Annotated in this window: 21 protein-coding genes; 8 read left to right on the forward strand and 13 right to left on the reverse strand. The window is 63.0% G+C overall.

Annotated features, from left to right (window positions below; all coding sequences use genetic code 11):
* The 6 genes from EOA13_RS38790 to EOA13_RS18670 all read left to right on the forward strand — a co-directional run.
* The coding region (locus EOA13_RS38790; RefSeq protein ID WP_245490421.1) for a zinc-binding dehydrogenase at window positions 1-448 on the forward strand (448 nt) is incomplete at its 5' end.
* Between the two features lie 32 nt (window positions 449-480).
* The gene (gene hutC, locus EOA13_RS18650) at window positions 481-1,212 is read left to right on the forward strand and encodes a histidine utilization repressor (RefSeq protein ID WP_127294791.1); all 732 of its coding nucleotides are present in this window, start codon (window positions 481-483) and stop codon (window positions 1,210-1,212) included.
* Between the two features lie 106 nt (window positions 1,213-1,318).
* Complete coding sequence (locus EOA13_RS18655; protein WP_127294793.1) at window positions 1,319-2,617, forward strand: hypothetical protein; 1,299 nt, start codon at window positions 1,319-1,321, stop codon at window positions 2,615-2,617.
* Window positions 2,618-2,817: 200 nt separating this feature from the next.
* Window positions 2,818-3,825 (forward strand): ABC transporter substrate-binding protein, encoded by a 1,008-nt coding sequence (locus tag EOA13_RS18660; protein WP_127294934.1) that lies wholly within the window; start codon window positions 2,818-2,820, stop codon window positions 3,823-3,825.
* A gap of 100 nt (window positions 3,826-3,925) precedes the next feature.
* Window positions 3,926-4,693: an ABC transporter permease gene (locus EOA13_RS18665; RefSeq protein WP_206535292.1), complete on the forward strand. Its 768-nt coding sequence runs from the start codon at window positions 3,926-3,928 to the stop codon at window positions 4,691-4,693.
* Between the two features lie 10 nt (window positions 4,694-4,703).
* On the forward strand, window positions 4,704-5,486 hold the full coding sequence (locus tag EOA13_RS18670) for an ABC transporter ATP-binding protein (protein WP_127294795.1): 783 nt from the start codon (window positions 4,704-4,706) through the stop codon (window positions 5,484-5,486).
* Between the two features lie 26 nt (window positions 5,487-5,512).
* Here EOA13_RS18670 and EOA13_RS18675 read toward each other — a convergent pair whose 3' ends face one another.
* From EOA13_RS18675 to EOA13_RS18730, 13 genes are all read right to left on the reverse strand, one after another.
* The gene (locus tag EOA13_RS18675; RefSeq protein WP_127294797.1) at window positions 5,513-7,402 is read right to left on the reverse strand and encodes an ABC transporter ATP-binding protein; all 1,890 of its coding nucleotides are present in this window, start codon (window positions 7,400-7,402) and stop codon (window positions 5,513-5,515) included.
* The gene (locus tag EOA13_RS18680) at window positions 7,402-9,264 is read right to left on the reverse strand and encodes an ABC transporter ATP-binding protein (RefSeq protein WP_127294799.1); all 1,863 of its coding nucleotides are present in this window, start codon (window positions 9,262-9,264) and stop codon (window positions 7,402-7,404) included. The genes EOA13_RS18675 and EOA13_RS18680 overlap by 1 nt, the downstream gene beginning before the upstream one ends.
* Before the next feature lie 281 nt (window positions 9,265-9,545).
* Complete coding sequence (locus tag EOA13_RS18685) at window positions 9,546-9,968, reverse strand: hypothetical protein (protein ID WP_127294801.1); 423 nt, start codon at window positions 9,966-9,968, stop codon at window positions 9,546-9,548.
* 153 nt (window positions 9,969-10,121) lie between these two features.
* Window positions 10,122-10,388, reverse strand: a complete 267-nt coding sequence (locus tag EOA13_RS18690; RefSeq protein WP_206535293.1) for a hypothetical protein — start codon at window positions 10,386-10,388, stop codon at window positions 10,122-10,124.
* A gap of 2 nt (window positions 10,389-10,390) precedes the next feature.
* The gene (locus EOA13_RS38350; protein ID WP_206535294.1) at window positions 10,391-10,645 is read right to left on the reverse strand and encodes a hypothetical protein; all 255 of its coding nucleotides are present in this window, start codon (window positions 10,643-10,645) and stop codon (window positions 10,391-10,393) included.
* Entirely contained in the window at window positions 10,642-11,430 is a 789-nt protein-coding gene (locus EOA13_RS18695; RefSeq protein ID WP_127294803.1) for a DsbA family protein, read from the reverse strand. Before EOA13_RS18695 ends, EOA13_RS38350 begins: the two co-directional genes overlap by 4 nt.
* A 27-nt stretch (window positions 11,431-11,457) precedes the next feature.
* On the reverse strand, window positions 11,458-12,147 hold the full coding sequence (locus EOA13_RS18700) for an SCO family protein (RefSeq protein WP_127294938.1): 690 nt from the start codon (window positions 12,145-12,147) through the stop codon (window positions 11,458-11,460).
* A 56-nt stretch (window positions 12,148-12,203) separates the two neighbouring features.
* Window positions 12,204-12,524: a hypothetical protein gene (locus EOA13_RS38795; protein WP_245490422.1), complete on the reverse strand. Its 321-nt coding sequence runs from the start codon at window positions 12,522-12,524 to the stop codon at window positions 12,204-12,206.
* Between the two features lie 13 nt (window positions 12,525-12,537).
* Entirely contained in the window at window positions 12,538-13,065 is a 528-nt protein-coding gene (locus tag EOA13_RS18710) for a TlpA disulfide reductase family protein (RefSeq protein ID WP_127294805.1), read from the reverse strand.
* Window positions 13,066-13,260: 195 nt separating this feature from the next.
* Window positions 13,261-13,701, reverse strand: a complete 441-nt coding sequence (locus tag EOA13_RS18715) for a DUF411 domain-containing protein (RefSeq protein WP_127294807.1) — start codon at window positions 13,699-13,701, stop codon at window positions 13,261-13,263.
* Window positions 13,702-13,742: 41 nt separating this feature from the next.
* Window positions 13,743-15,185 (reverse strand): multicopper oxidase family protein, encoded by a 1,443-nt coding sequence (locus EOA13_RS18720; RefSeq protein WP_127294809.1) that lies wholly within the window; start codon window positions 15,183-15,185, stop codon window positions 13,743-13,745.
* 126 nt (window positions 15,186-15,311) lie between these two features.
* The gene (locus tag EOA13_RS18725) at window positions 15,312-15,680 is read right to left on the reverse strand and encodes a hypothetical protein (protein ID WP_245490423.1); all 369 of its coding nucleotides are present in this window, start codon (window positions 15,678-15,680) and stop codon (window positions 15,312-15,314) included.
* Window positions 15,681-15,842: 162 nt separating this feature from the next.
* Window positions 15,843-17,651 (reverse strand): ABC transporter ATP-binding protein, encoded by a 1,809-nt coding sequence (locus EOA13_RS18730; protein ID WP_127294811.1) that lies wholly within the window; start codon window positions 17,649-17,651, stop codon window positions 15,843-15,845.
* Window positions 17,652-17,841: 190 nt separating this feature from the next.
* Here EOA13_RS18730 and EOA13_RS18735 point away from each other — a divergent pair, with 190 nt between their 5' ends.
* Together EOA13_RS18735 and EOA13_RS18740 are read left to right on the forward strand one after the other, a co-directional pair.
* Complete coding sequence (locus tag EOA13_RS18735; RefSeq protein WP_127294813.1) at window positions 17,842-19,200, forward strand: LLM class flavin-dependent oxidoreductase; 1,359 nt, start codon at window positions 17,842-17,844, stop codon at window positions 19,198-19,200.
* 14 nt (window positions 19,201-19,214) lie between these two features.
* Window positions 19,215-19,991 carry a DUF427 domain-containing protein gene (locus tag EOA13_RS18740; protein ID WP_127294815.1) on the forward strand — a complete coding sequence of 259 codons (777 nt, stop codon included), beginning with the start codon at window positions 19,215-19,217 and terminating at the stop codon, window positions 19,989-19,991.
* Window positions 19,992-20,021: the final 30 nt, after the last annotated feature.

Consider the following 20,021-nt stretch of genomic DNA (forward strand, 5'->3'; position numbering starts at 1 on the left):
GAACCAGAGCCGCCGCGCCCGGGTGGCGCGGGTGACGGGTGCCACGATCGTCGATCTGAACCGGGATGCCGTTGCCGCCGCAACCGCCAATGCCCCGCTGCTCGCAGCCATCGAAGCGACCGGCAGCATCGCGGCACTCAATCAATTGCTCGGCGTTCTCGATCCCGGCGGCACGATCGCCATGGTGGGCATCTTTCACGGCCGCCTCGACATTGATCCCAATACGCTGGTCGAACGCGAAATCGGGTTGCTGGGATGCCACGCCTTTGCCGATGAGCTGCCCGAGGCCGTGCGGATGCTGGGTGAGCTCAGCGAACCGCTGTTGGCGCTGATCGACCAGGAGATTGGCCTGGATGACATTCCGGCTGCCTATGAGCGGCTGTTGGCGGGACACAGCGACGGCTTGAAAACAATCATCCGCATGCGGCAACCTGTCGAGCAGTCGTGATTTCCGATGAATCGCCGGAAAGGACTTTGGAAATGATCACTTTGCCTGACACGGCCAGCCCTCTCTACGAGAAGGTGAAGGACTACATCCTGGCCAACATCGGAACGGGCCGGTGGGGCAAGGATCGCAAGCTGCCGTCCGAGAATGAGTTGGTGGCTTCACTCGGCGTGTCGCGGATGACGGTTCACCGGGCGCTCAGAGAGTTGACCTCGGCCGGGTTCCTGATCCGTCTGCAAGGTGTGGGAACTTTCATCGCGCCACCGCGGCCGCAATCGACGCTGATCGAGATCAACAACATCGCGGCCGAGATCGTCGAGCGCGGCAACACGCATCGCTCCGAAGTCCTCGTCCTCGAAACCATGATGCCAACAAAGGAGCTGGCGCTGTCGTTCGAGTTTCCAAAGCGTGTGTCGATCTATCATTCCGTCGTCGTCAATTTCGAGAACGATCTGCCGGTGCAACTGGAAGAGCGTTTCGTCAATCCGAGCCTCATCCCCGACTATGACAAGCAGGATTTTTCGAAGACGGCGACCTATGACTACCTCATGCAGAAAACCCCGGTGACCGAGGTCGAGCATATCATTTCCGCCATCCCCGCGGATGCCGAGACGGCGCGGCATCTGGGCATCGATGTCGGCGCCTGCTGCCTTTTCCTGCACCGCCGGACATGGACAGGCGCGGTGGTGGCGACGATCAGCAAGCTGACTTATGCCGGCAGCCGCTACTCGCTCGGCAGCCGCTATTCACCTTCAAAAAGCAGCTAACGGAAGCAGGTCGAATGCAAGTCGGAGCGGTTTCGTTGTCAATGCATATACATGTGCTGACGAGAACGCTTTCGCTCTCGAATGGACGGGCCAAAAAGGACAACAGATGACGCAGACACCGAGTCGCACGGCGCGCATCCGGGCACTCGCGCAGCATGATGTTGCCGAAGCACAAAGCGCGCTGGCGGCATTGCTGGGCGACCTGTTCGCGATGCGCCCCCGCAATGTCCGCATCAACTTCGACAAATACAGCCTCAATTCGCTGAACGGCTTCTTCGAGGACGACGGCAACGCGTACTTCTTCAAGTTCCATCAGGAGGAGCGGGAAGAGGCGATGACGGGCGAGTATTACCGCGCCGAGATTCTGTCGCGCGCTGGCCTGCCGGTCGACCAGCCCGTGCATATGTCGGCCCAGCCGGGCGAGCAGATCCTTGTCTATCGCCGCCGCACGGATCCGAGATTTTCGGATGTGCTGTTCGCGCTGGATGGGCAGGACGATGCCGGCAAGCGGCGAGAAGCCGTTCTTGCCGAGCACGACCTGTCGGCCAGGCTGCTCAAGGTCTATCTCGAGACGCTGCATCCCGTCACTGTCGAGGACGTGGCGGCGGAGCCGATCCACAGGCTGTTTCATGAGCGGCTGATCGATGCCGAGACACGCTTGTCACCAGGCGGAAGGCTGGCCGATTTCTATGTCGGCAAGCCGTTCGTCTTTCCCGGTGCCGAGCTGGATTGGGATCGGTTTTCCCGGCTGAAATTCGTCATCAACGACCAGCAGTACACCGACAGCATCGGTGAGCTTTTCGATGCCGCGGCTGTGCGCTTACGGCCGGACCGGCTTGCCGATGCCGGCGGCGTGGTCGCGCATGGCGACGCCCACAACGCCAATGTCTGGTACACGGCGAAGGCGGGGAGGGCGGAGCTGTCCTTCTTCGATCCCGCCTTTGCCGGCTCGCACATCCCGACACTGCTGGCGGAGGTGAAGGCGACGTTCCACAATATCTTCGCCCACCCGTTCTGGCTCTATGATCCGGCGACCGCGACAGAGGCTTTTCGCGCCCAGGCGCGGCTGGACGGAAACCTGCTCCATGTCGACACGGACTGGGACCTGAGCCTCGTCCGCCGCGACCTGCTGGAGGTCAAGGCGACAGCGCTGTGGCGGCCATTGCTGCTGGAGCTCAAACGGCGCGGCATGCTGCCGGCCGATTGGCGCGCGGTGCTGCGGGCCGGTCTTTTCCTGTCGCCGACGCTGGTTATGAACCTGCGCGCCGGCGCGCGCAGCCACACGCCGCTCTCTTCCCTCATTGCCTTTTCAGTCGCGGTCATGGTCGGCAGCGAACCCGTTGCCGGAGCCGATCGGGTGACAGGTTTCCTCGACCGGATCGATCCGGCCAAGGTGGAAAATTGAGTCTTTCCAACTTGTATATGCATGTATGTATTTTAGCCTTGACATCCGCTCCCGCTGACGCTGAAATATCCTCGCACTTCACCATGAAGTGGCAGGTAAGACGCCGAGGCACAGTGCCGCAAGAGCAGAAACCCGCAGTCTCACCAGACCGGCTACCTCAGTTAGAAAAAGCGGTCTGATCATCAAGGGGAACAAAGATGATGCGTAACCTAACAGGACAATTTCGCGCGCTTGTGATGGCCGCCGCCATCGGGCTCGCCGCCGCCCCGGCAGCCTACGCGGCCGATGCGGCCATTCCCACCACGCCCGAGGCAGGAGCGTTCAAGATCGGCATCGAGCCTTGGCTCGGCTATGGCCAGTGGCATGTCGCCGAGGCCAAGGGTCTGTTCAAGACAAACGGGCTGAGCGACGTCCAGATCGTCAACTTCGCCGAGGACAAGGACATCAATGCAGCACTTGCAAGCGGCCAGCTCGACGCCGCCAACATCGCCACCCACACGGCGATGGGCATGGTTGCGGCCGGCCTGCCGGTGAAGATCGTGCTGCTGCTCGACGTCTCCATGACCGCCGACGCCATCATCGCCGGCAAGGACGTCACCTCCATCGCGGACCTCAAGGGCAAGCAGGTCGCCTTCGAGGAAGGCACGACGAGCGACATCCTGCTCAAATACGCGCTCGCCAGGAACGGCATGTCGATCGACGATGTGAAGCCGGTCCCGATGCCGGCGTCCGATGCCGGCAGCGCCTTGATCGCCGGCCAGGTGCCGGTCGCGGTGACTTATGAACCGTACCTCACCGTCGCCATGGCGCAGAACAAGGACCTCAAGCTTCTGTTCACCGCCGGCGAGGATCCCGGCCTGATCAGCGACGTGCTGGTGGTGCGTGACGAGGTGATCAAGTCGCGGCCCGGCCAGGTGCTGGCCATGATCAAGAGCTGGGACGCGGCGCTCAAGGACTACAATGCCGACACGCCCGGTGGGCGCGCCATCATCGCCAAGGCCGTCGGTTCGGACGTCAAGGACCTCAGCACCGCCTTTGACGGCGTGCGCTACTACTCACTCGCCGAAAACAAGACGGCGCTGACAGGCGACTTCACCACCAAGACCTTCGCCGATGTCGAAGCCGCCGCCAAGAACGCCAAGCTGCTGCAGGCTGATGTGACGCCGGAGCAGATGATCGACCCGTCCTTCGTCAAGGCGGCGGAATGATCAAGGCCGGATCGCGGTGGTGACACAGATGCCCGGGGAGCGACCGGCGCCAGGACCGATCGCGAAACAGGCGAGGCGCCGCCGGTCCTCCGGGATCGGCGTGCCCATCGCCAGGTCGCGCTTTCTGATCATCGCGGTGGCCGTGTTCGTCGGGCTGGGCCTTGCTTGGTGGGCGGCGACCGGACTGGGGTTGGTAAAGCCGATCTTCCTGCCTTCGCCGGGCAGCGTCGCGGCGCAGATCGCCAAGCTCGCTGCCGACGGCACGTTGTGGCTGGACCTCAAAGCCTCGATGTACCGTATCTCCATCGGCTTCCTCATCGCCTCGGCCCTGTCGATACCGATCGGCGTGCTGATCGGCAGTTTCCGTTCCTGGGAAGCGGCCATCGAGCCGCTGGTGGATTTCATCCGCTACATGCCGGTCGTCGCTTTCGTGCCGCTCTCCATCCTTTGGGCCGGCACCGGCGATTCGCAGAAATTCCTGATCATCTTCATCGGCACCTTCTTCCAGCAGGTGCTGATGATCATGGACAATGTGAAACGGGTTCCAGCCGATTTCATCGGCCTTGGGCGCACGCTCGGCCTGCCGGATCGCAAGATCCTGACGCGCATCGTCGTGCCCAGTGCCTTGCCGGGTATCTGGGATACGCTGCGCATCAGCCTGGGCTGGGCATGGACCTGGCTGGTGCTGGCCGAACTTGTCGCCGCGACTTCGGGGCTCGGCTATCGCATCACCGTGTCGCAGCGCTATTTCCAGACAAACACCATCATCGGCTACATCCTGCTGCTTGGCCTGCTCGGCCTCATCACCGACCAGGTGATGAAGGCGCTGGAAAAGGTGCTGTTCAAGCAAGAGGGCCGCTCGCAATGAGGTCCAGCCGATGAGCCCCCCCAAATTGCGGATCGCCGGTCTGCACAAGAGCTTCGGCACCGGCGAGCGGCGTACGGAAGTGCTGCGCGATATCAACCTCGATCTTGCCGACAACGAGTTTGTGTCCCTGGTCGGTACGTCGGGCTGCGGCAAGAGCACGCTGCTGTCGATCGTGGCCGGGTTGCAGGACTTCGACGCCGGCGATCTCAGCATCGATGGCGCGCCGATCCTGCAGCCGGGTCTCGACCGTGGCGTCGTCTTCCAGTCTTACACGCTGCTTCCCTGGCTGACGGCGCGGCAGAACATCGAGTTTGCCCTCAAGGCCGCCGGTTATGATCGCCCGACCTGCCGCAGGATCGCGCTGGAGCATCTCGAACTCGTCAAGCTGGCTGATAGCGCCGACCGCTATCCGGCTGAGCTCTCGGGCGGCATGAAACAGCGCGTCGCCATTGCGCGCGCGCTTTCCTACCGGCCCAAGATGCTGTTGATGGACGAGCCCTTCGGCGCGCTCGATGCCTTGACCCGGCATCAGATGCAGGAACTGCTCACCCAGATCTGGGAGGAACACAGGTTGACCGTCCTGTTTGTCACCCATGATGTGGAGGAGGCCGTCTATCTGTCGGACCGCATCGTCGTCATGGGCATCGCCCCGGGACGCATCACGCAGACCTTCAATGTCGATATCGAGCGCCCGCGCCGCGAAGAGGTGATGGAAAGCCCTGCATTCATGGATCTGCAGCGCGGCGTGCACAAGGCCATCCGCGAAGGTTCAAAACGCCCCGAAATGGCGTAGGCGCCTGTGGTCATCAGTAGGCCCAATCACGTCGCTTTGCCGACCGCCGCGTCCAGTTCCAGCTCGCCTTCGGAAATATCGTCGAACGAGGCGTAGTTCATGTTGTAGAGGCGGGCGTAGAGGCCTTTTCGGCCCATCAATTGGTCGTGGTTGCCGCTTTCGACAATCTCGCCGTTCTGCAGCACGATGATGCGGTCGGCGCCGCGGATGGTAGCAAGACGGTGGGCGATGACCAGCCCGGTGCGGCCTTCCAGCAGCGTGATCAGCGCCTTCTGGATCAGCATCTCGGTGTAGGAATCGATGCTGGCCGTGGCTTCGTCGAGCACCAGGATCTTGGCGTCGGCCACCAATGCGGGCGCAAAACTGATCAGCTGGCGCTGGCCGAGCGAGAGATTGCCGCCGCGCTGCTCAAGTTCAGTATCGTAGCCATCTGGCAGGTTCTCGATGAAATCGTGCGCACCGACGGCCTGCGCGGCGCGAACAACCTCCTCACGGCTGGCTGCTGTCTTGTGGTAGCGGATGTTTTCCAGCACCGAGCCGGAGAACAGGAACGGCTCCTGCAGCACCATCGCCACCTGATCGCCGAGCGAATCCTGGGTCAGGTCACGCACATCATGGCCGCCGACCAGAACCTCGCCCGACCAGACATCATAGAAGCGGTGCACCAGCGCCATAGAGCTGGACTTGCCCGATCCGGTCGGGCCGACAAGGGCCACGGTCTCGCCCGGATTGACGCGGAACGAGATGTTCTTCAGCACCGGCTGGTTCGGCCGATAGCCGAAGGTGACGTTCCTGAACTCGACCGAACCGTCCATGTCGCGCGACAGCGCCACGGCACCGTGCCTGTCGCTGACGTCGACCGGCACGTCGAGCACTTCGGAGATGCGCTGGCCCGAAGCCATGGCGCGCTGCATGACGCTGTATTGCATGGTCAGCGAGCGGATCGGGTCGAAGAAGCGCTGGATGTAGAACAGGAATGCCACCATGACGCCGATGTCGAGGCTGTGCGACAGCACCATCGAACCGCCGACGACGATGACGGTCGCCATGGCGATGCCGGTCAGCGTGTCCACGATGGGCACCATCACCTGCGCGTATTTCGCCGAGGTCAGATGGGCATTGAGATTGGCCAGCACCTTCTCGTCGTAGAGGTCGAAATTGACGTGCTGGCGCTCCAGGCTCTGCACCGTGCGTACGCCGTGGATGCCTTCCGCCAGCGCACCGTTGGCGATGGAATTGGTTTCGTGCGCGGCCATGAAGGCGACTTTGGCGCGCGGCAGCCAGAACAGGCGCACGATGAACAGCACCGGCATGGTCGACAGCGTCAGCAGGCCGAGCCGGAAATCCAGCCACAAAAGCACGCTGACGATGCCGAACAGCAGCACGATGTCGCCCACCGACATGACCGAAGTTTCGAGGAATTCCTGCATTGAATTGACGTCGCCCTGCAGGCGCGACATCAGCCGCCCGACCTCGGTCTTGTCCATGAAGCTCAGCGAGACCCGTTGCAGATGGCTGAACATGGCGCGGCGCAGGTCGGAGAGCACCTTCTCGGCCACTTTGCCGACGACGCTTTCCTGCACATAGGAGGCGGCATAATTGATGAGGATGATCGCCGAGAAAGCGCCGATCGCAGCGATCATCACCGATTGGTCGAGCTTGCCTGCCGTCATGCCGTGGTCGATGGCGTAGCGGATGACCAGCGGGATCGCCAATTGCGTCAGCGTGAATACCAGCACCGCGGCGACCGAGATGAAGATCCGGCTCCGATACGGTTTCACGAAGCTCCAGATGCGCCTGACGATGCGCGGGTCGTAGGCTTTGCCGAAAACCTCTTCGTCGTCGCGGTGCGAGCCGACGACGGCCTTTGTCGGCCGCCCGCTGGTGTCTTCCTTGTCGTCGGCGTGCGTCGACATCACTCAGCTCCCGCCACGACAGGCTGATCGTCGTCCGGCCGCAGCTGCAAATCGTAGAGCGCGCGATAGCGCCCACCGAGCGCCAGCAGTTCCTCATGCGTGCCGCGCTCGACGATCCGGCCGCCTTCGACGAACAGGATCTGGTCGGCATGCATCAGCGAGCTTAGCCGGTGCGAGATGATGAGCGTCACGCGATCCTTGGCGAAGCGCTTCATCGCCGCCCGGATGCGCTGCTCGGTGCCGGCGTCGATAGCCGCGGTCGAATCGTCGAAGACCAGCACCGATGGCCGCAGCATCAGGCTGCGGGCGATGGTCAGGCGCTGCCGCTGGCCACCGGAAAGCGACGCGCCGCGCTCGCCGACAACCGTGGTGTAACCGGCCGGGAGGCCCATGATGTAATTGTGCAGCTGGGCGTACTCGGCTGCCTGCCCGATGCGGGTCTCGCGCGCCCAGGGATTGCCATAGGCGATGTTGTTCTCGATCGAGGTGGTGAACAGGAACGCGTCCTGCTGCACGACGCGGACGGCCTTGCGCAGCGATTGCAGCGTCACCTCACGAATGTCCTGGCCGTCGATGGTGATCGTGCCCGAAGTGATGTCGTAGAAGCGCGGGATCAGATGCGCGATGGTCGACTTGCCGCTGCCCGGTGGGCCGACAATGCCGATGGTCTCGCCGGACCTGGCCTCGAAGGAGATGCCCGACAGCGTCGGGCGGTCGCCCGCGCTCTCATAGCGAAAGCCGACATTGTCGAAGCGCAGCACGCCATCGGTGATGACGAGGTCCGTGGCGCCGGGCGCGTCCTCGATATCGAGTTCGGCGTCGAGCAGTTCGAACAGCCGGGTGCCGCAGGTCGAGGCGCGGGCGAAGGAATTGACCATCAGGCCGAGCTGGCGCACCGGCATCTGCAGGATGGTCATGAAGGTGAGGAACTGCGCCAGCGTGCCGACGCTGATCTGGCCTGCGATCACCTTCTGGCCGCCGAACCACAGGACCAGCCCCATGGCGGCCAGGAACGAGAAGTTCATGACGCTGGTGTTGGCGACGCGGATGTCGACGCGCTCATTGGCGAGGTCCAGTGCATCGCGCTTGGCGCGATCGAATTTTTCCAGCTCATGCCGCTGCGCTGCGAAAGCGCGCACGACACGGATACCGCCGAGGTTCTCATCCATCACCCGGCTCAGCACCGAGAGGCGCTCCTGCAACGTCAGCCAGGTGCTGCGCAGTTTGAGCTGGGTGACCGAGGACCGCCAGGCGACGAACGGCACGAAGCTCAGACTGAGCAACCCGAGCACGGGATCGGTGCTGATCAGGAGATAGGCGCCGACGCCGATCAGCACGCCGAGCAGCACCACGCGCAAAATGCCGGTGGAAAAGAACATGCGCACGCCGTCGAGATCGAGCAGGCCGAGCGTGATGAGATCGCCGGTGTGGACCCTGTCGTGGTAGGCGAAGCTCAGCCGCTGGATCTTCTCATAGAAGGCCAGGCGCAGTTCATAGCCGGTGCGGTGACCGACGGCCTCGCCATAGTAGTTCTGTGCCATGGTGAAGAGGCCGCGCAGGATCGAGACGACGAGCAGCGTCAGCGCCGTATTCCACAGCGCCTGTTCCGCAGCAGTACCGGCCCCGGCCGCCATGACGCCCTGCGCCTGGTCGATGGCGCGTCCCAGCAGGCGGGGGATGAAAAGCTGCAGCGTCGCGGCGATGAAGGTCGAGACGATGGTGATGGCGACCTGCCAGGGATGGCGCAGTGTCATGCGCACGATGCGGAGCAAGGTGCTGAGGCCCTTGCCCCAGGAGGCTTCCGCCACATGGGCAAACGATTTGCCGCGCTCCGGCGCGCCGCCGATTGCTTGCGTGCTCAAGGGAAATATCCAAACCAATCCGGAGGTTAGCCCGGACTAATAAAGCAGACTCAATCCAGATGGCGCGATGTTACGCGTGTCCGACTTGACCCTTCAAGGGCCAATTCCGGTATCGCACTGTGCCTGAACGGAAAGCGAGCATGCGACTGCGATCCGGTTTCACCAGCGGCGGGATCCTGCGGATTGCTGAAGGGCGTTGGCCGGACGAGGCTAGCACCCGGCGATACGCAAACGACGGCCGGACAGCATGCAGGCCGCCTGTCCGGCCGGAACTCCAACTGCTACGCAGGTATCAGGACGGCGATACGATGCACGCCGACCTCTTTGCTTGTATTCGTCGCCTCGTCGGTCTTGCCCTTGGCGCAGGTGTACATGTCACCCGTGTTGAGCTTGAATTCCTTGTCTGCCTTCTTGATGGTGAACGCGCCTGATGTGATGGTGCATACCATGTCGTTGTCCATCATCATTTGAGGCGCGTGTGCGCCGGGCTGAAACACCACATCGACGATCGCGATGCTCTTGTAAGCGGCGATGTCGGAGTCGCCGGTGCCGACCTCCACCACCCTTACACCGGGCGCAATCTCCTTGCCTTCCTTCGGGCCGTATTTCTTGACCTTCGCGGATGCCGCCAAGGTGAACAGAGGCGTAATCGCGGCGGCCGTCACACCGAGAGCAATTGCAGACCTGCGATTTATGGTTTTCATTGCATCCTCCCACATGTTCGTCACGAACGAATGTGCATGACGAATTTATATTAGCACAAACGGATGTACTTGTATGTGAAGAAGCGCCGAAGCCCAGCTCTGCGGTAGGAACTCCGGGCTTCCGGTTACGCCAAGTCAGCACGCCATGACATTTTACATGCCGCCGCCGCAGCCGTCGGACAGGTCCCAGACATCGACGATCTGCTTGCCGATGAAACCGTGCTCGTGGATCAGGTATTTCGCCAGACCGCCATACACTTTCCAGCGCCAGCATTGGCAGCAGCACGGACCTTTCTCCTCGGAATTTGCCATCGCATAGTCGTAGGTCTGCTGTTCGGCGCTGGTGAGTTTCACATCGTAGTAAGGCATCATCTTCTGCGCGACGCCCGCCGGGATATCGTACGGATCGCTCGGGATCATCGCTATGTCTCGGTATCCATCGGGCTGCAGCACGAGCCTTTAATCCGCGAGGCGCTCGGCATAGTCGCGATCGATTCCGTGAACTTGGCCGAGCACGTGCTGTTGCCGTTTTGGCTGAGGTCTTTGAAACGGTCCACAAGGCCGGGGTTATGCGCGGCGATGGTCAAAGCCGTATCCCTGAGGAAGCCCATAATCGCGGCGGTCCCAAAAATGCCGCCCAGAACCGTTCGTCGACTGGGGTGCGATATCAGGCTCATTTGGCGGACCTGGCTTGCTCGACCAGGCTCTTCATGGTGGCAAGATCGGTCGCGCCCGGGAAAATCTGGTCGCCGACGACGAAGCCCGGCGTTCCATTGATCTTCAGTGCCTGAGCCAGTTTCACATTTTGCTCTATCGCCTCCAGGATCTCCGGCTGCTGCATGTCCGTCCTCAGACGCGGTACGTCGAGGCCGACGTCAGCCGCCACCTTGAGCACGATCGACTCATTCACCCTACTCTTCACGGCGAACAACGCCTTGTGGAATTCCGCGTATTTGCCCTGCTTGTTGGCGGCGAGCGCCGCCTTGGCCGCAAAGACGGAATCCGGGCCGAGGATGGGGAATTCCTTGTAGACGATCCGGAGCTGCGGGTCGTCGGCCGTGGCTTGCGCCATGAGCGGAGCCACCTGGCGGCAATAGGGGCAATTGTAATCGAAGAACTCGGTCATGGTCACGTTGCCCTGGGCGTTGCCGCCGACCGGACTGGTCGGGTCACGGAAAACCTCGTCGGCTTTGGCCGCCAGAACGGCCTTTGCCTCTTTAGCGTCGGCCTCGCGCTGGCGAGCGTCCAGGCTTTGTAGCGCCTGCATGATGACCTCGGGATGCGCGAGGATATAGTCGTGGACGCGCTTGTCGAATTCGTCCTGGGAAATTTCGCCTGCGGCGATTGCCTGGCCATGCAGGCCGGGACCGAGCGCCAGCCACGCCGTTGCGATGGCCAGCATGAAGAAACGGGCCGTTTTGCCAGCGGCCTTGCTCAGCAATTGCCTTGAACTATGGGCCATAGTGTTCTCCTTCCTTCGGATGATGCTTCAGAAAAGGTTCTTTAATTTCGCCAGCCAGCCCTCTTGCTGTTCGTGGTGCGGGCGCTCGACGTTATTGGTCAGCGCATTGACGAAGGTGACGAGATTGATCGGTGCGAAATCCAGGCCATGGAAATTCGCGCGCCAACGGCCCTCCTTGTCGATCACATGCGTGACGATGCCGTGCGCCTGAATGCCGTCGTCCGTTTTGGTAAATTTGTGGCCAAGAGCTTCCGCCAGCGTGCGGGTAGCGTCCTCCGGCTGGTCCTGGGTTGTGGTCAGGAACACCCAATTGGCGAGATCGAGCCCATGCGTTGATCCGTACTTTCGCATCACATCCGGCGTGTCTCTCGTCGGATCTGTGGTGATGCTGACAAAGGTGACCTGGTCCTTCATCGGTGTGCCGTTCACCATGTTCTGGATCTCGGCAATTTTCTCGGCATGCAGGGGACAGACGTCCGTGCACGATGTGTAGATGAAATGCAGGACCACGACTTTGCCGCGCAGATCAGCCGGACGAACGAGGCGTCCTTCGGCGGTGCGTAGCGTGAAATTTGGTGCTGGCCTGTCGATCGGTTGGAAATACTTCTCGTCCCCCTGGAGCATGGCATCGAGTTCTTCGAGCGAGTGGGCTTGCGCGCCATGCACCAGGCCCCCAATCAGCGTCGCCACCGCGATCAGGCTTCCGAGCAAGTGCATGCATCCGTCCCAAGCCGACGAAGCGTGCCTTGACTTGTATTCGACCTGGCCGAACATCAACCATTGCCTTTCAGATCGGCAGGGTTCGGATCGTCGACAGCTTTTTGTGAAGCGTCATCGGTCTTGCACGATCGACCGGTCATCCGGTGCATGCACAGGCCAAGCGCACACATCGCAACGCACGGCAAAACGCTAAGAAGCAGCGGCGCGATGCCGGCGGCGACTAGCCAGGCCCAGTTGAATGCAAGGCCTGCGACAGCAGCGGCGGCGGCCGCTGCGATCAGGCCGCGCCGGCCGCCAAGATAGTGGCGGGTAGCGGTAAAGGCGTCACGGCTCGATGCAGTTTGCGAGGCCGGGGTCGATCCTATGATGGTCATGGCGGTTTCTTTCTCAATGGACAGAAAAATGGCTGCGGATGAAGTCGATCATGTCGGGCGAATCCCATTCCGCGGGGCCGATCAGTCGTCCGATTTCCTTGCCTTGGCTGTCGATCAGCAATGTCATGGGAAGGCCGGGGGCGCCCAGCGCGAACATCGCCTTGCCCGACGTGTCGATGTTGAGGGCGAGACGCTCGACACCGATCTCGGCGAAGAACTTTTTTACCTTGTCCAGGCCGCCGCGATCCATCGACAGCGCGACGACCTCGAAGTCCGGCCCGCCGAGTTTGGCCTGCAGCCTGTCGAGCGTCGGCATTTCCTGGCGGCAGGGAGCGCACCACGTCGCCCAGATGTTGAGCAGCACGACCTTGCCGGAAAAATCGGCAAGCGTTTTGGGTTGCCCATCACCGTCCTGGAACTGAATCTCCGGAAGCGGCTGTGGGGTCGCCTGAACGGTAAAATTCTGCGGCGGCTCGCCGGCCGTCGCAGGTCCAGGCACCGAGAGCAGTGCGCCGAAGAGAGCGAGAGCGACCATCTGCATGGCTGCCGGTCCTTCGATTCGGGCCGCAGGTCCGCGCGACCGTTTGGGATTTGACCACCTGTCAGCAAGTATTTTCGCCGTTATGGCGAGCAGCAGGAGCAACAGTACAAGAAACCCGGCAAAGGAAAGGAACGTCATGGCGAGCCAGGTTCGGGCAGGGCAATCGGACCTATCGGCAGACATGGCGATTGCCTTTCAATCCGTTGCGTAGACGGTGGGCGCCTTGCCGTCCTTAGTGAAGGCGTAGACGATGAAAGGGCCGGCCTTCTCGCCGCCCATGCCGGGGGCGCCGGTCGGCATGCCGGCCAGCGTGATGCCGGTGATGGCGGGCCGTTCGGTCAGCAGTTTCTTGACGATATCGACCGGCACCAGCCCGTCGACGACATAGCCATCGACCATCAGTGTGTGGCAGCCTTCGAGGTCGGCTGGCACGCCGGCATCACTGCTGATCTGGGACAGGTTGTTGACAGGCTTGATGTCGACCTTGAAGCCGTTGTGTTCCAGATAGTTAGCATAGGATTCGCAGCAGCTGCATTGCGGGTTCTTGTACATCACCGCGTTGATCGTCGCCGCGACAGCCGGCAGCGGCATGGCGATCGCGACGGCGAAGGCGGCGAGGGAGTAAGTCAGTTTCATTGCAGTTCTCCTTGTTGTCTTGACGTTGCTTGACGAGAAAATCAGGTCACTCGAAACACGGTCATGAGGCCGGCCATCTGGTGGTCGGCGACATGGCAGTGCAGCATCCAGTCGCCGGGATTGTCGGCGACGAAGGCGCATTCGATCGTATCCTTGGGGGCCAGCAGCACCGTGTCCTGCCATTGCCGGTGCGGCACCGGCGAACCGTTGCGCGCAAGCACCAGCATGCTGAAGCCGTGGATGTGCATCGGGTGCCACCAGGCGGTTTCGTTGCGCATGGTGAGATGACAGGTTGCGCCGCGCGGCAAGGTGAACTGCGGCGCCATGCCGGCGTGGCCGTCACCGGTCATCGACATGCCGTTGATCGCCCAGGCCGCGCCACCATTCATGCCGGGTGTCGCCATGCTCATCATGCCGCCGACGCCGGCAAGCTTGCGGCCACCCATCATGCCGCCTTGCAGGACGATCTCCTGATGTTCGGCCTTGGCAAGGTCGGGTTCAGGCAAGGGATTGCGCGGCAGGCCAGGTGGCGCGTCGAGAGGATGGGCTCGCAGCGGCGATGCGCTGTCATAGGCAAGCGTGGTCAGCGTATAGGCGAGACCGTCATAAAAGTCGTCGATCACCGCGTAACGCTTGCCTGGGTCGCCCTGCATGTCGATCATGACATCGATGCGCATGGCAGGCGCCAGAACAAGACGGCCGTCCTCCGGTTCGTGCGGATCACAGGGCTGGCCGTCGATCGCCACGACGACCGGGCGGTGGCCTTCGAAGCGCAACGCCATGATGCGGGCGAGCGAGGCATTGGCCAGCCGCAGCCTGACGCGCTCCCCCGCCTTCACGCTCTGGTCGACCGGAACCGTGCCGTTGATGGTGGCGACGTTGCCGACGCGGCCCGACATCGCCGCGTCCATCGCGCTGCCGAAGCCGGGGGCCATCTGCCCGTCGTCGGCAAGCCGCCAGTCCTGCAGCAACCACAGGAGGTCGCGGTCGACGGCAACGGGTTCGGCCTCCTCGACAATAAGGGCGCCGGCGAGCCCGCGGCCGAGCTGCACGAGGCTGTTGGCATGCGGATGGTACCAGAAGGTGCCGGCGTCGGGCGGCGTGAATTCATAGACGAAATCTGTCCCCGGCTTGATCGGCGGCTGCGTCAGGCCGGGTACTCCGTCCATGGCGTTTTGCAGGCGGATGCCATGCCAATGGACCGTGGTCTCCTCGTCTAATGCGTTCTCGACCGTGATGCGAGCGGGTCGGCCCTGGCGCAGGCGCAGCATCGGGCCGGGGACCGTCCCGTCATACGCCCAGACAGGAGTGAGCGGACCGCCAGGGCCGGTGAAGCTGGCGTGACCCGGCGCGATCCTGATGCGGCGCTCGTCGACGGTGGATGCTCTTGGCGTTGCGGGGCGCACCAGGGTGGCCGCGGCAACGCTCGCCGCCGCGAGGACAAACCTGCGGCGTGAAATGGAATGACTGAAATAGATACTCACTCTCAAGCCCTTTGCGATCTCGATCGACGGCGAGCCTCTCGACGTCGAGTTGCCGTGTGCTCGCCGGCGCAAGGCGCCAGCGGCGATCAAACGCCGGAAATCAGCCGCTGGATGGCTGAAACGGCGTCAGACGAGATCGGTGGATTTGGGAGGGAATGGGTCGGGTACGGAACTTCGCCCATGAAGGAACGGGGTCGGCAGTGCCGACGGCAGCGATGCCCGGGTCAAAGTCATCGCCGCGAACTCGAGCGGCAACACCGCGAGCACCGGTGCGATGCAGGTCGGCGGACAATGCATCGGTTTGCCGCTGTCGGCGGTGCCCTTGAGGCACGCGCTGCAATCGCCATTCATGGCTGTGTCGGCCATCTTTGCCATGCCGGTGCCGGCAGGCATGGTCATGCCGCTGCCAGTCGTCATCATCATCTTCGCCGACATGACGCTCGCCTGAGCGGCAGACAGGCTGAACCCGGCGGTCAGGAATACCGCGAGCAGCATGACAAGAATATGTTTTGGCGACCGGCGTGCCATCATCCGTCTAGGCTGGCCTCAAAAGATGGCATTTGCAAGCCGGATTCCAATGCTGCGACAATCCCGGCATCGCATCGCGCCTGAAGAGGAACCGTGCTGCTGCGGGCCCTCGGACTGCCGGTGATCCGCTTACAAGGCCTGGCCGTGCCGCCAGCACGCGATCCGGTGGCCGGCTGCGACCTCCATGGCTGATGGTTCTGCCTTTCGGCAGTCAGGCAGGACCAGGGGGCAGCGGTCGGCGAAGGAGCATCCTGTGTTTGGGATGCCGGCTGCCTCGATCTCCATGGGAGCGGATGTCTTTGGCTCGGCCTCGTCGGAGGACGCGGCCAGAAGCAGGGCCGTATAGGGGTGGTTGGGGCCGCGAAAAATCTGGTCGGATGAGCCGGTCTCGACAAGGCGGCCGCGATAGAGCACGCCGATCGTGTCGGCCATGTAGCGCACGACCCTGAGGTCGTGGCTGATGAACAGATAGGTCGTGTCCTTGTCGCGCTGCAGGTCGTTGAGCAGGTTGAGGACGGTCGCCTGGACGGAGACGTCGAGCGCGGAGGTCGGTTCGTCGAGCACGACGACCTTCGGCACGCCGGCAAAGGCGCGCGCGATCGCCGCCCGTTGCCGCTGGCCGCCGGACAGCGACCGCGATTTCTGCTCGGCCGTGGCGCCGGCGAGGCGGACCGAGGCCAGCAGGTCGCTGACGCGCGCTCTCACCTCGCTCCTGCGCAGGCCGGCGAGCCGCCGCAGCGGGCGGCCGAGGATGCGGCCGATCCGCTGGCGCGGGTTGAGCGTGCGATCGGGCGACTGGAAGACCATCTGCACGTCGCGGCGTTCGGCGGGGTTTCTCTTCTCGACACGCGGTGCGACCGTCCTGCCGAACAGTTCGACCGATCCGGCGCTGGGTGTCTGCAGGCCGGTAACGATCCGTGCCAGGGTCGACTTGCCGGAACCGGACTCGCCGATCAGCCCGAAGGTTTCGCCCTGGCCGATGTCGAGATCGATGCCGTGCAGCACTGGCTGGCTGCCGAAGGCATGACTGATGCCTTTGCAGGTGATCGCGATCCGGCGTTCTTTTGGCAAGCCGGCGTCTTCGCCTTGGGCTGTGGGGTGCGCTGGCATGCCGTCCGTCTCCGCCAGTCTTCCGTCCCGCTTGGTGTAGTTGAGCGCCGGGATCGAGGCGATGAGCGCCTTGGTGTAGGCGTGAGAGGGGTTGTCGAAGACATCGCCCGCAACGCCGCTTTCGACCACGGTTCCCGCCTGCATCACCGCCACCCGGTCGCAGGAGCGGCGGATCATGTGGATGTCGTGGCTGATCAGCAGGATGCTGGTTTTGTGATCCTTGCGAAGATCATGCAGGATGGCGATGATCTCGGACTGGACGCTGGCGTCGAGTGCCGTCGTCGGCTCGTCCAGCACCAGCAGCGACGGATCGAGCGCAATCGCAATGGCGATGTTGGCGCGCTGCTGCATGCCACCGGACAATTCGTGCGGATAGAGATCCAGCACACGCTCCGGATGGCTGACGCGTACACGACCCAGCAGTTCGGCGGCACGCTCGCGCGCCTCGTCGAGGCGAACCGGGCGATGCCGCATGATCGTCTCGGTGATCTGGCGGCCGATCGTCATGCTTGGATTGAGGGCCGCGCCCGGATGCTGGTAGACGGCCGCGATATGATTTCCCCTGAGCTGGCGCAGCTGCTCGGCGGAGAGGTCGCGGATTTCGCGGCCCTGGAATTCCAGCGCGGATGCCGCGATGCGGGCGTTCTTCGGCAGATAGCGCAATATGGCGAGCGCCACCGAGCTTTTGCCGGATCCCGACTCGCCGACCAGGCCGAGCGCTTCGCCTTCACCGATGTGCAGCGACACGCCGCTGACGGCGGGATGCGATCCTTTGCGCCCGTCATAGGCGATGGAGAGCTGGTCTACGTTCAGAACCGAGGAGAACATGGGGACTTGAAACCGCTTTCTTCCAGCGCCGCCATCGAGGGCAATCGCTTCCGCTTTCGCAATGCATTATCTCTATAAAATTACTCGGATTAAGCCGAAGCGCAATCTACCTTTCTCGGATCAGCAGAGATTGTCGCCGCTTGCGCAGGCAGCGCGACGGTCTCCGGAGCAGATCTGGAAGGAGGCCGGCATGGCTCGAGACCACATGATCCTCAGCGCATTCTTCTTCAACCCGCAGGGCGATCATCGGATGTCGTGGCGCCATCCGCGGGCGCCGGGCCGCGAGGTGCTGGACTTCGAGTTCTACCGTGATCTCGTGCAGGCGGCCGAACGCGCCAGGATCGACACCATCTTTGTCGCCGACCACGTGTCGATCTGGGATTCGGTCAAGAGCGGCGTCGCCCACTATGCCAATGCCCGCCTCGAACCGCTGACGCTGCTGTCGGCGCTGGCTGGCGTGACCAAGCATATTGGCCTGATCACCACGGCGTCGAGCTCCTACAGCGAGCCCTACAATGTGGCGCGCATGTTTGCCTCGCTCGACCATATCAGCAAGGGCAGGGCGTCGTGGAACGTCGTCACCTCGGCAATGGACGAGGAGGCGCGCAATTTTGGCCGCGACGGCAACATCGAACATGCGTTCCGCTATGAGCGCGCGGCCGAATTCCTCGATATCGTCAAGGCGCTGTGGGACAGCTGGGAAGACGAGGCGCTGCTGATCGACAAGGCGTCGGGCTATTTCGCCGACCCCGACAAGGTCCACGCAATCGATCACAAGGGCAAGCATTTCAAGGTGCGCGGGCCGCTCAACGTCTCACGGCCACCGCAGGGCCATCCGCTGATCGTCCAGGCCGGATCGTCCGAGGACGGCAAGAACTTCGCCACCGCCCAGGCCGATGCGCATTTCGCCATCTACAGCACCAAGGAAGACGGCATAAAATACCGGCAGGATATCAACGAGCGCCTCGCCCGCCACGGCAGGCGGCCGGAGAGCTTTAAGATCCTGCCCGGCATCTTGCCGATCGTCGCCGCCTCCGAAGCGGAAGGGCGGGAGAAGCAGGAGTATCTGCAGACCTTGCTGCCCGACCAGGTCGGCATCGACCTTCTGTCGAGCTGGAGCGGGCTGGACCTGTCGCTGTTCCCGCCGGACGGGCCGCTGCCGCCGCTGCCGGACGAAAGCACGTTCAATGGCGGGCGCACATCGCTCAACCGGGTCAAGCAGTGGGCGAAGCAGAATCTCAGCCTGCGCGAGATCGCCCGCAAGCTCGCCAACAGCGGTTCGGTGCCGACGGTTGCCGGCACGCCGGTACAGATCGCGGACCAGTTGCAGGACTGGTTCGTTTCGGGTGCCGCCGACGGCTTCAACCTGATGTTCCCGCTGCTGCCCGAGGACTGGGTGAACTTCGCCGAACAGGTGGTGCCGGAGCTCCAGCGCCGTGGCGTATTCCCCCTCGAATACGCGCCGGGAACGCTGCGCGACCGCTTCGGCCTGGCGCGGCCGGCCAACCGCTTCGCCGAACAGCGCGACAATGCGCGCGCCGTGTCCTGACCGGGAGACCAATCATGACCGTCGCACCAAGATTGCAGCCGCGCGAAGCAACCGCGCCGCGGCTCGTCAATGTCCTGCACAGCCCCAAGCGCGTGCGCGTCAAATTCGGCGGCCGTACCATCGCCGACAGCCGCAACGTGCTGGTGCTGCGCTCGAACCATTTCCTGCCGATCTATTTCATCCCGCCGTCGGCGGTCGATCCGTCGGTGCTGAAACCCTCGCTGCATCGCGAGCCGCATCCGGTCGGTGGCGAAACCGCCTATTGGGATATCGACAGCGGCGACAGGCGAAGCGCCAACGCGGCCTGGTCGTTCGTGTCGCCGCCGGATGAAAACCTGGCGCCGCTGGCCGGCCGCATCGCCTTCACCTGGAAGGCCGTCGACCAATGGTTCGAGGAGGAAGAGGAAGTCGTCGTCCACGCCCGCGATCCCTATGCGCGCATCGACGTGCTGCAAAGCTCGAGCCATGTGCAAATCTGGTTCGATGGCGAGCCGATCGCCGACAGCCATCGCCCGGTGCTGCTGTTCGAGACGCATCTGCCGACGCGCTTCTATCTGCCCGCGGAAGACATCCGGCTGGAGCGGCTGACGGCGTCGGCCACAACGACGCGATGTCCCTACAAGGGCATCGCCTCCTACTGGTCCGGCCTGCTGGGCGATGGTTCGGTGCGCCCTGACATCGCTTGGAGCTACCGGGATCCCATCGAGGAAATGCCCAAGATCAAGGGCCTCATCGCCTTCTATCCGCAGGCCGTCGACCGCATCCATCTCGACGGCGAACCCGTCGCATAGGTTTTCAATCTTCATTTCAGAGCAGGGGTT

The organism is Mesorhizobium sp. M7A.F.Ca.US.011.01.1.1 (assembly GCF_003998295.1).
Classification (GTDB): Bacteria; Pseudomonadota; Alphaproteobacteria; order Rhizobiales; family Rhizobiaceae; genus Mesorhizobium.

What these genes read in the sequence shown, in the direction of transcription:
- hutC (WP_127294791.1), top strand. Translation starts at nt 481, where the DNA reads ATGATCACTTTGCCTGACACGGCCAGCCCTCTCTACGAGAAGGTGAAG.
- EOA13_RS18655 (WP_127294793.1), top strand. Translation starts at nt 1,319, where the DNA reads ATGACGCAGACACCGAGTCGCACGGCGCGCATCCGGGCACTCGCGCAG.
- EOA13_RS18660 (WP_127294934.1), top strand. Translation starts at nt 2,818, where the DNA reads ATGCGTAACCTAACAGGACAATTTCGCGCGCTTGTGATGGCCGCCGCC.
- EOA13_RS18670 (WP_127294795.1), top strand. Translation starts at nt 4,704, where the DNA reads ATGAGCCCCCCCAAATTGCGGATCGCCGGTCTGCACAAGAGCTTCGGC.
- EOA13_RS18675 (WP_127294797.1), bottom strand. Translation starts at nt 7,402, where the DNA reads ATGTCGACGCACGCCGACGACAAGGAAGACACCAGCGGGCGGCCGACA.
- EOA13_RS18685 (WP_127294801.1), bottom strand. Translation starts at nt 9,968, where the DNA reads ATGAAAACCATAAATCGCAGGTCTGCAATTGCTCTCGGTGTGACGGCC.
- EOA13_RS18690 (WP_206535293.1), bottom strand. Translation starts at nt 10,388, where the DNA reads ATGATCCCGAGCGATCCGTACGATATCCCGGCGGGCGTCGCGCAGAAG.
- EOA13_RS38350 (WP_206535294.1), bottom strand. Translation starts at nt 10,645, where the DNA reads ATGAGCCTGATATCGCACCCCAGTCGACGAACGGTTCTGGGCGGCATT.
- EOA13_RS18695 (WP_127294803.1), bottom strand. Translation starts at nt 11,430, where the DNA reads ATGGCCCATAGTTCAAGGCAATTGCTGAGCAAGGCCGCTGGCAAAACG.
- EOA13_RS18700 (WP_127294938.1), bottom strand. Translation starts at nt 12,147, where the DNA reads ATGCACTTGCTCGGAAGCCTGATCGCGGTGGCGACGCTGATTGGGGGC.
- EOA13_RS38795 (WP_245490422.1), bottom strand. Translation starts at nt 12,524, where the DNA reads ATGACCATCATAGGATCGACCCCGGCCTCGCAAACTGCATCGAGCCGT.
- EOA13_RS18710 (WP_127294805.1), bottom strand. Translation starts at nt 13,065, where the DNA reads ATGCAGATGGTCGCTCTCGCTCTCTTCGGCGCACTGCTCTCGGTGCCT.
- EOA13_RS18715 (WP_127294807.1), bottom strand. Translation starts at nt 13,701, where the DNA reads ATGAAACTGACTTACTCCCTCGCCGCCTTCGCCGTCGCGATCGCCATG.
- EOA13_RS18725 (WP_245490423.1), bottom strand. Translation starts at nt 15,680, where the DNA reads ATGCTGCTCGCGGTATTCCTGACCGCCGGGTTCAGCCTGTCTGCCGCT.
- EOA13_RS18730 (WP_127294811.1), bottom strand. Translation starts at nt 17,651, where the DNA reads ATGTTCTCCTCGGTTCTGAACGTAGACCAGCTCTCCATCGCCTATGAC.
- EOA13_RS18735 (WP_127294813.1), top strand. Translation starts at nt 17,842, where the DNA reads ATGGCTCGAGACCACATGATCCTCAGCGCATTCTTCTTCAACCCGCAG.
- EOA13_RS18740 (WP_127294815.1), top strand. Translation starts at nt 19,215, where the DNA reads ATGACCGTCGCACCAAGATTGCAGCCGCGCGAAGCAACCGCGCCGCGG.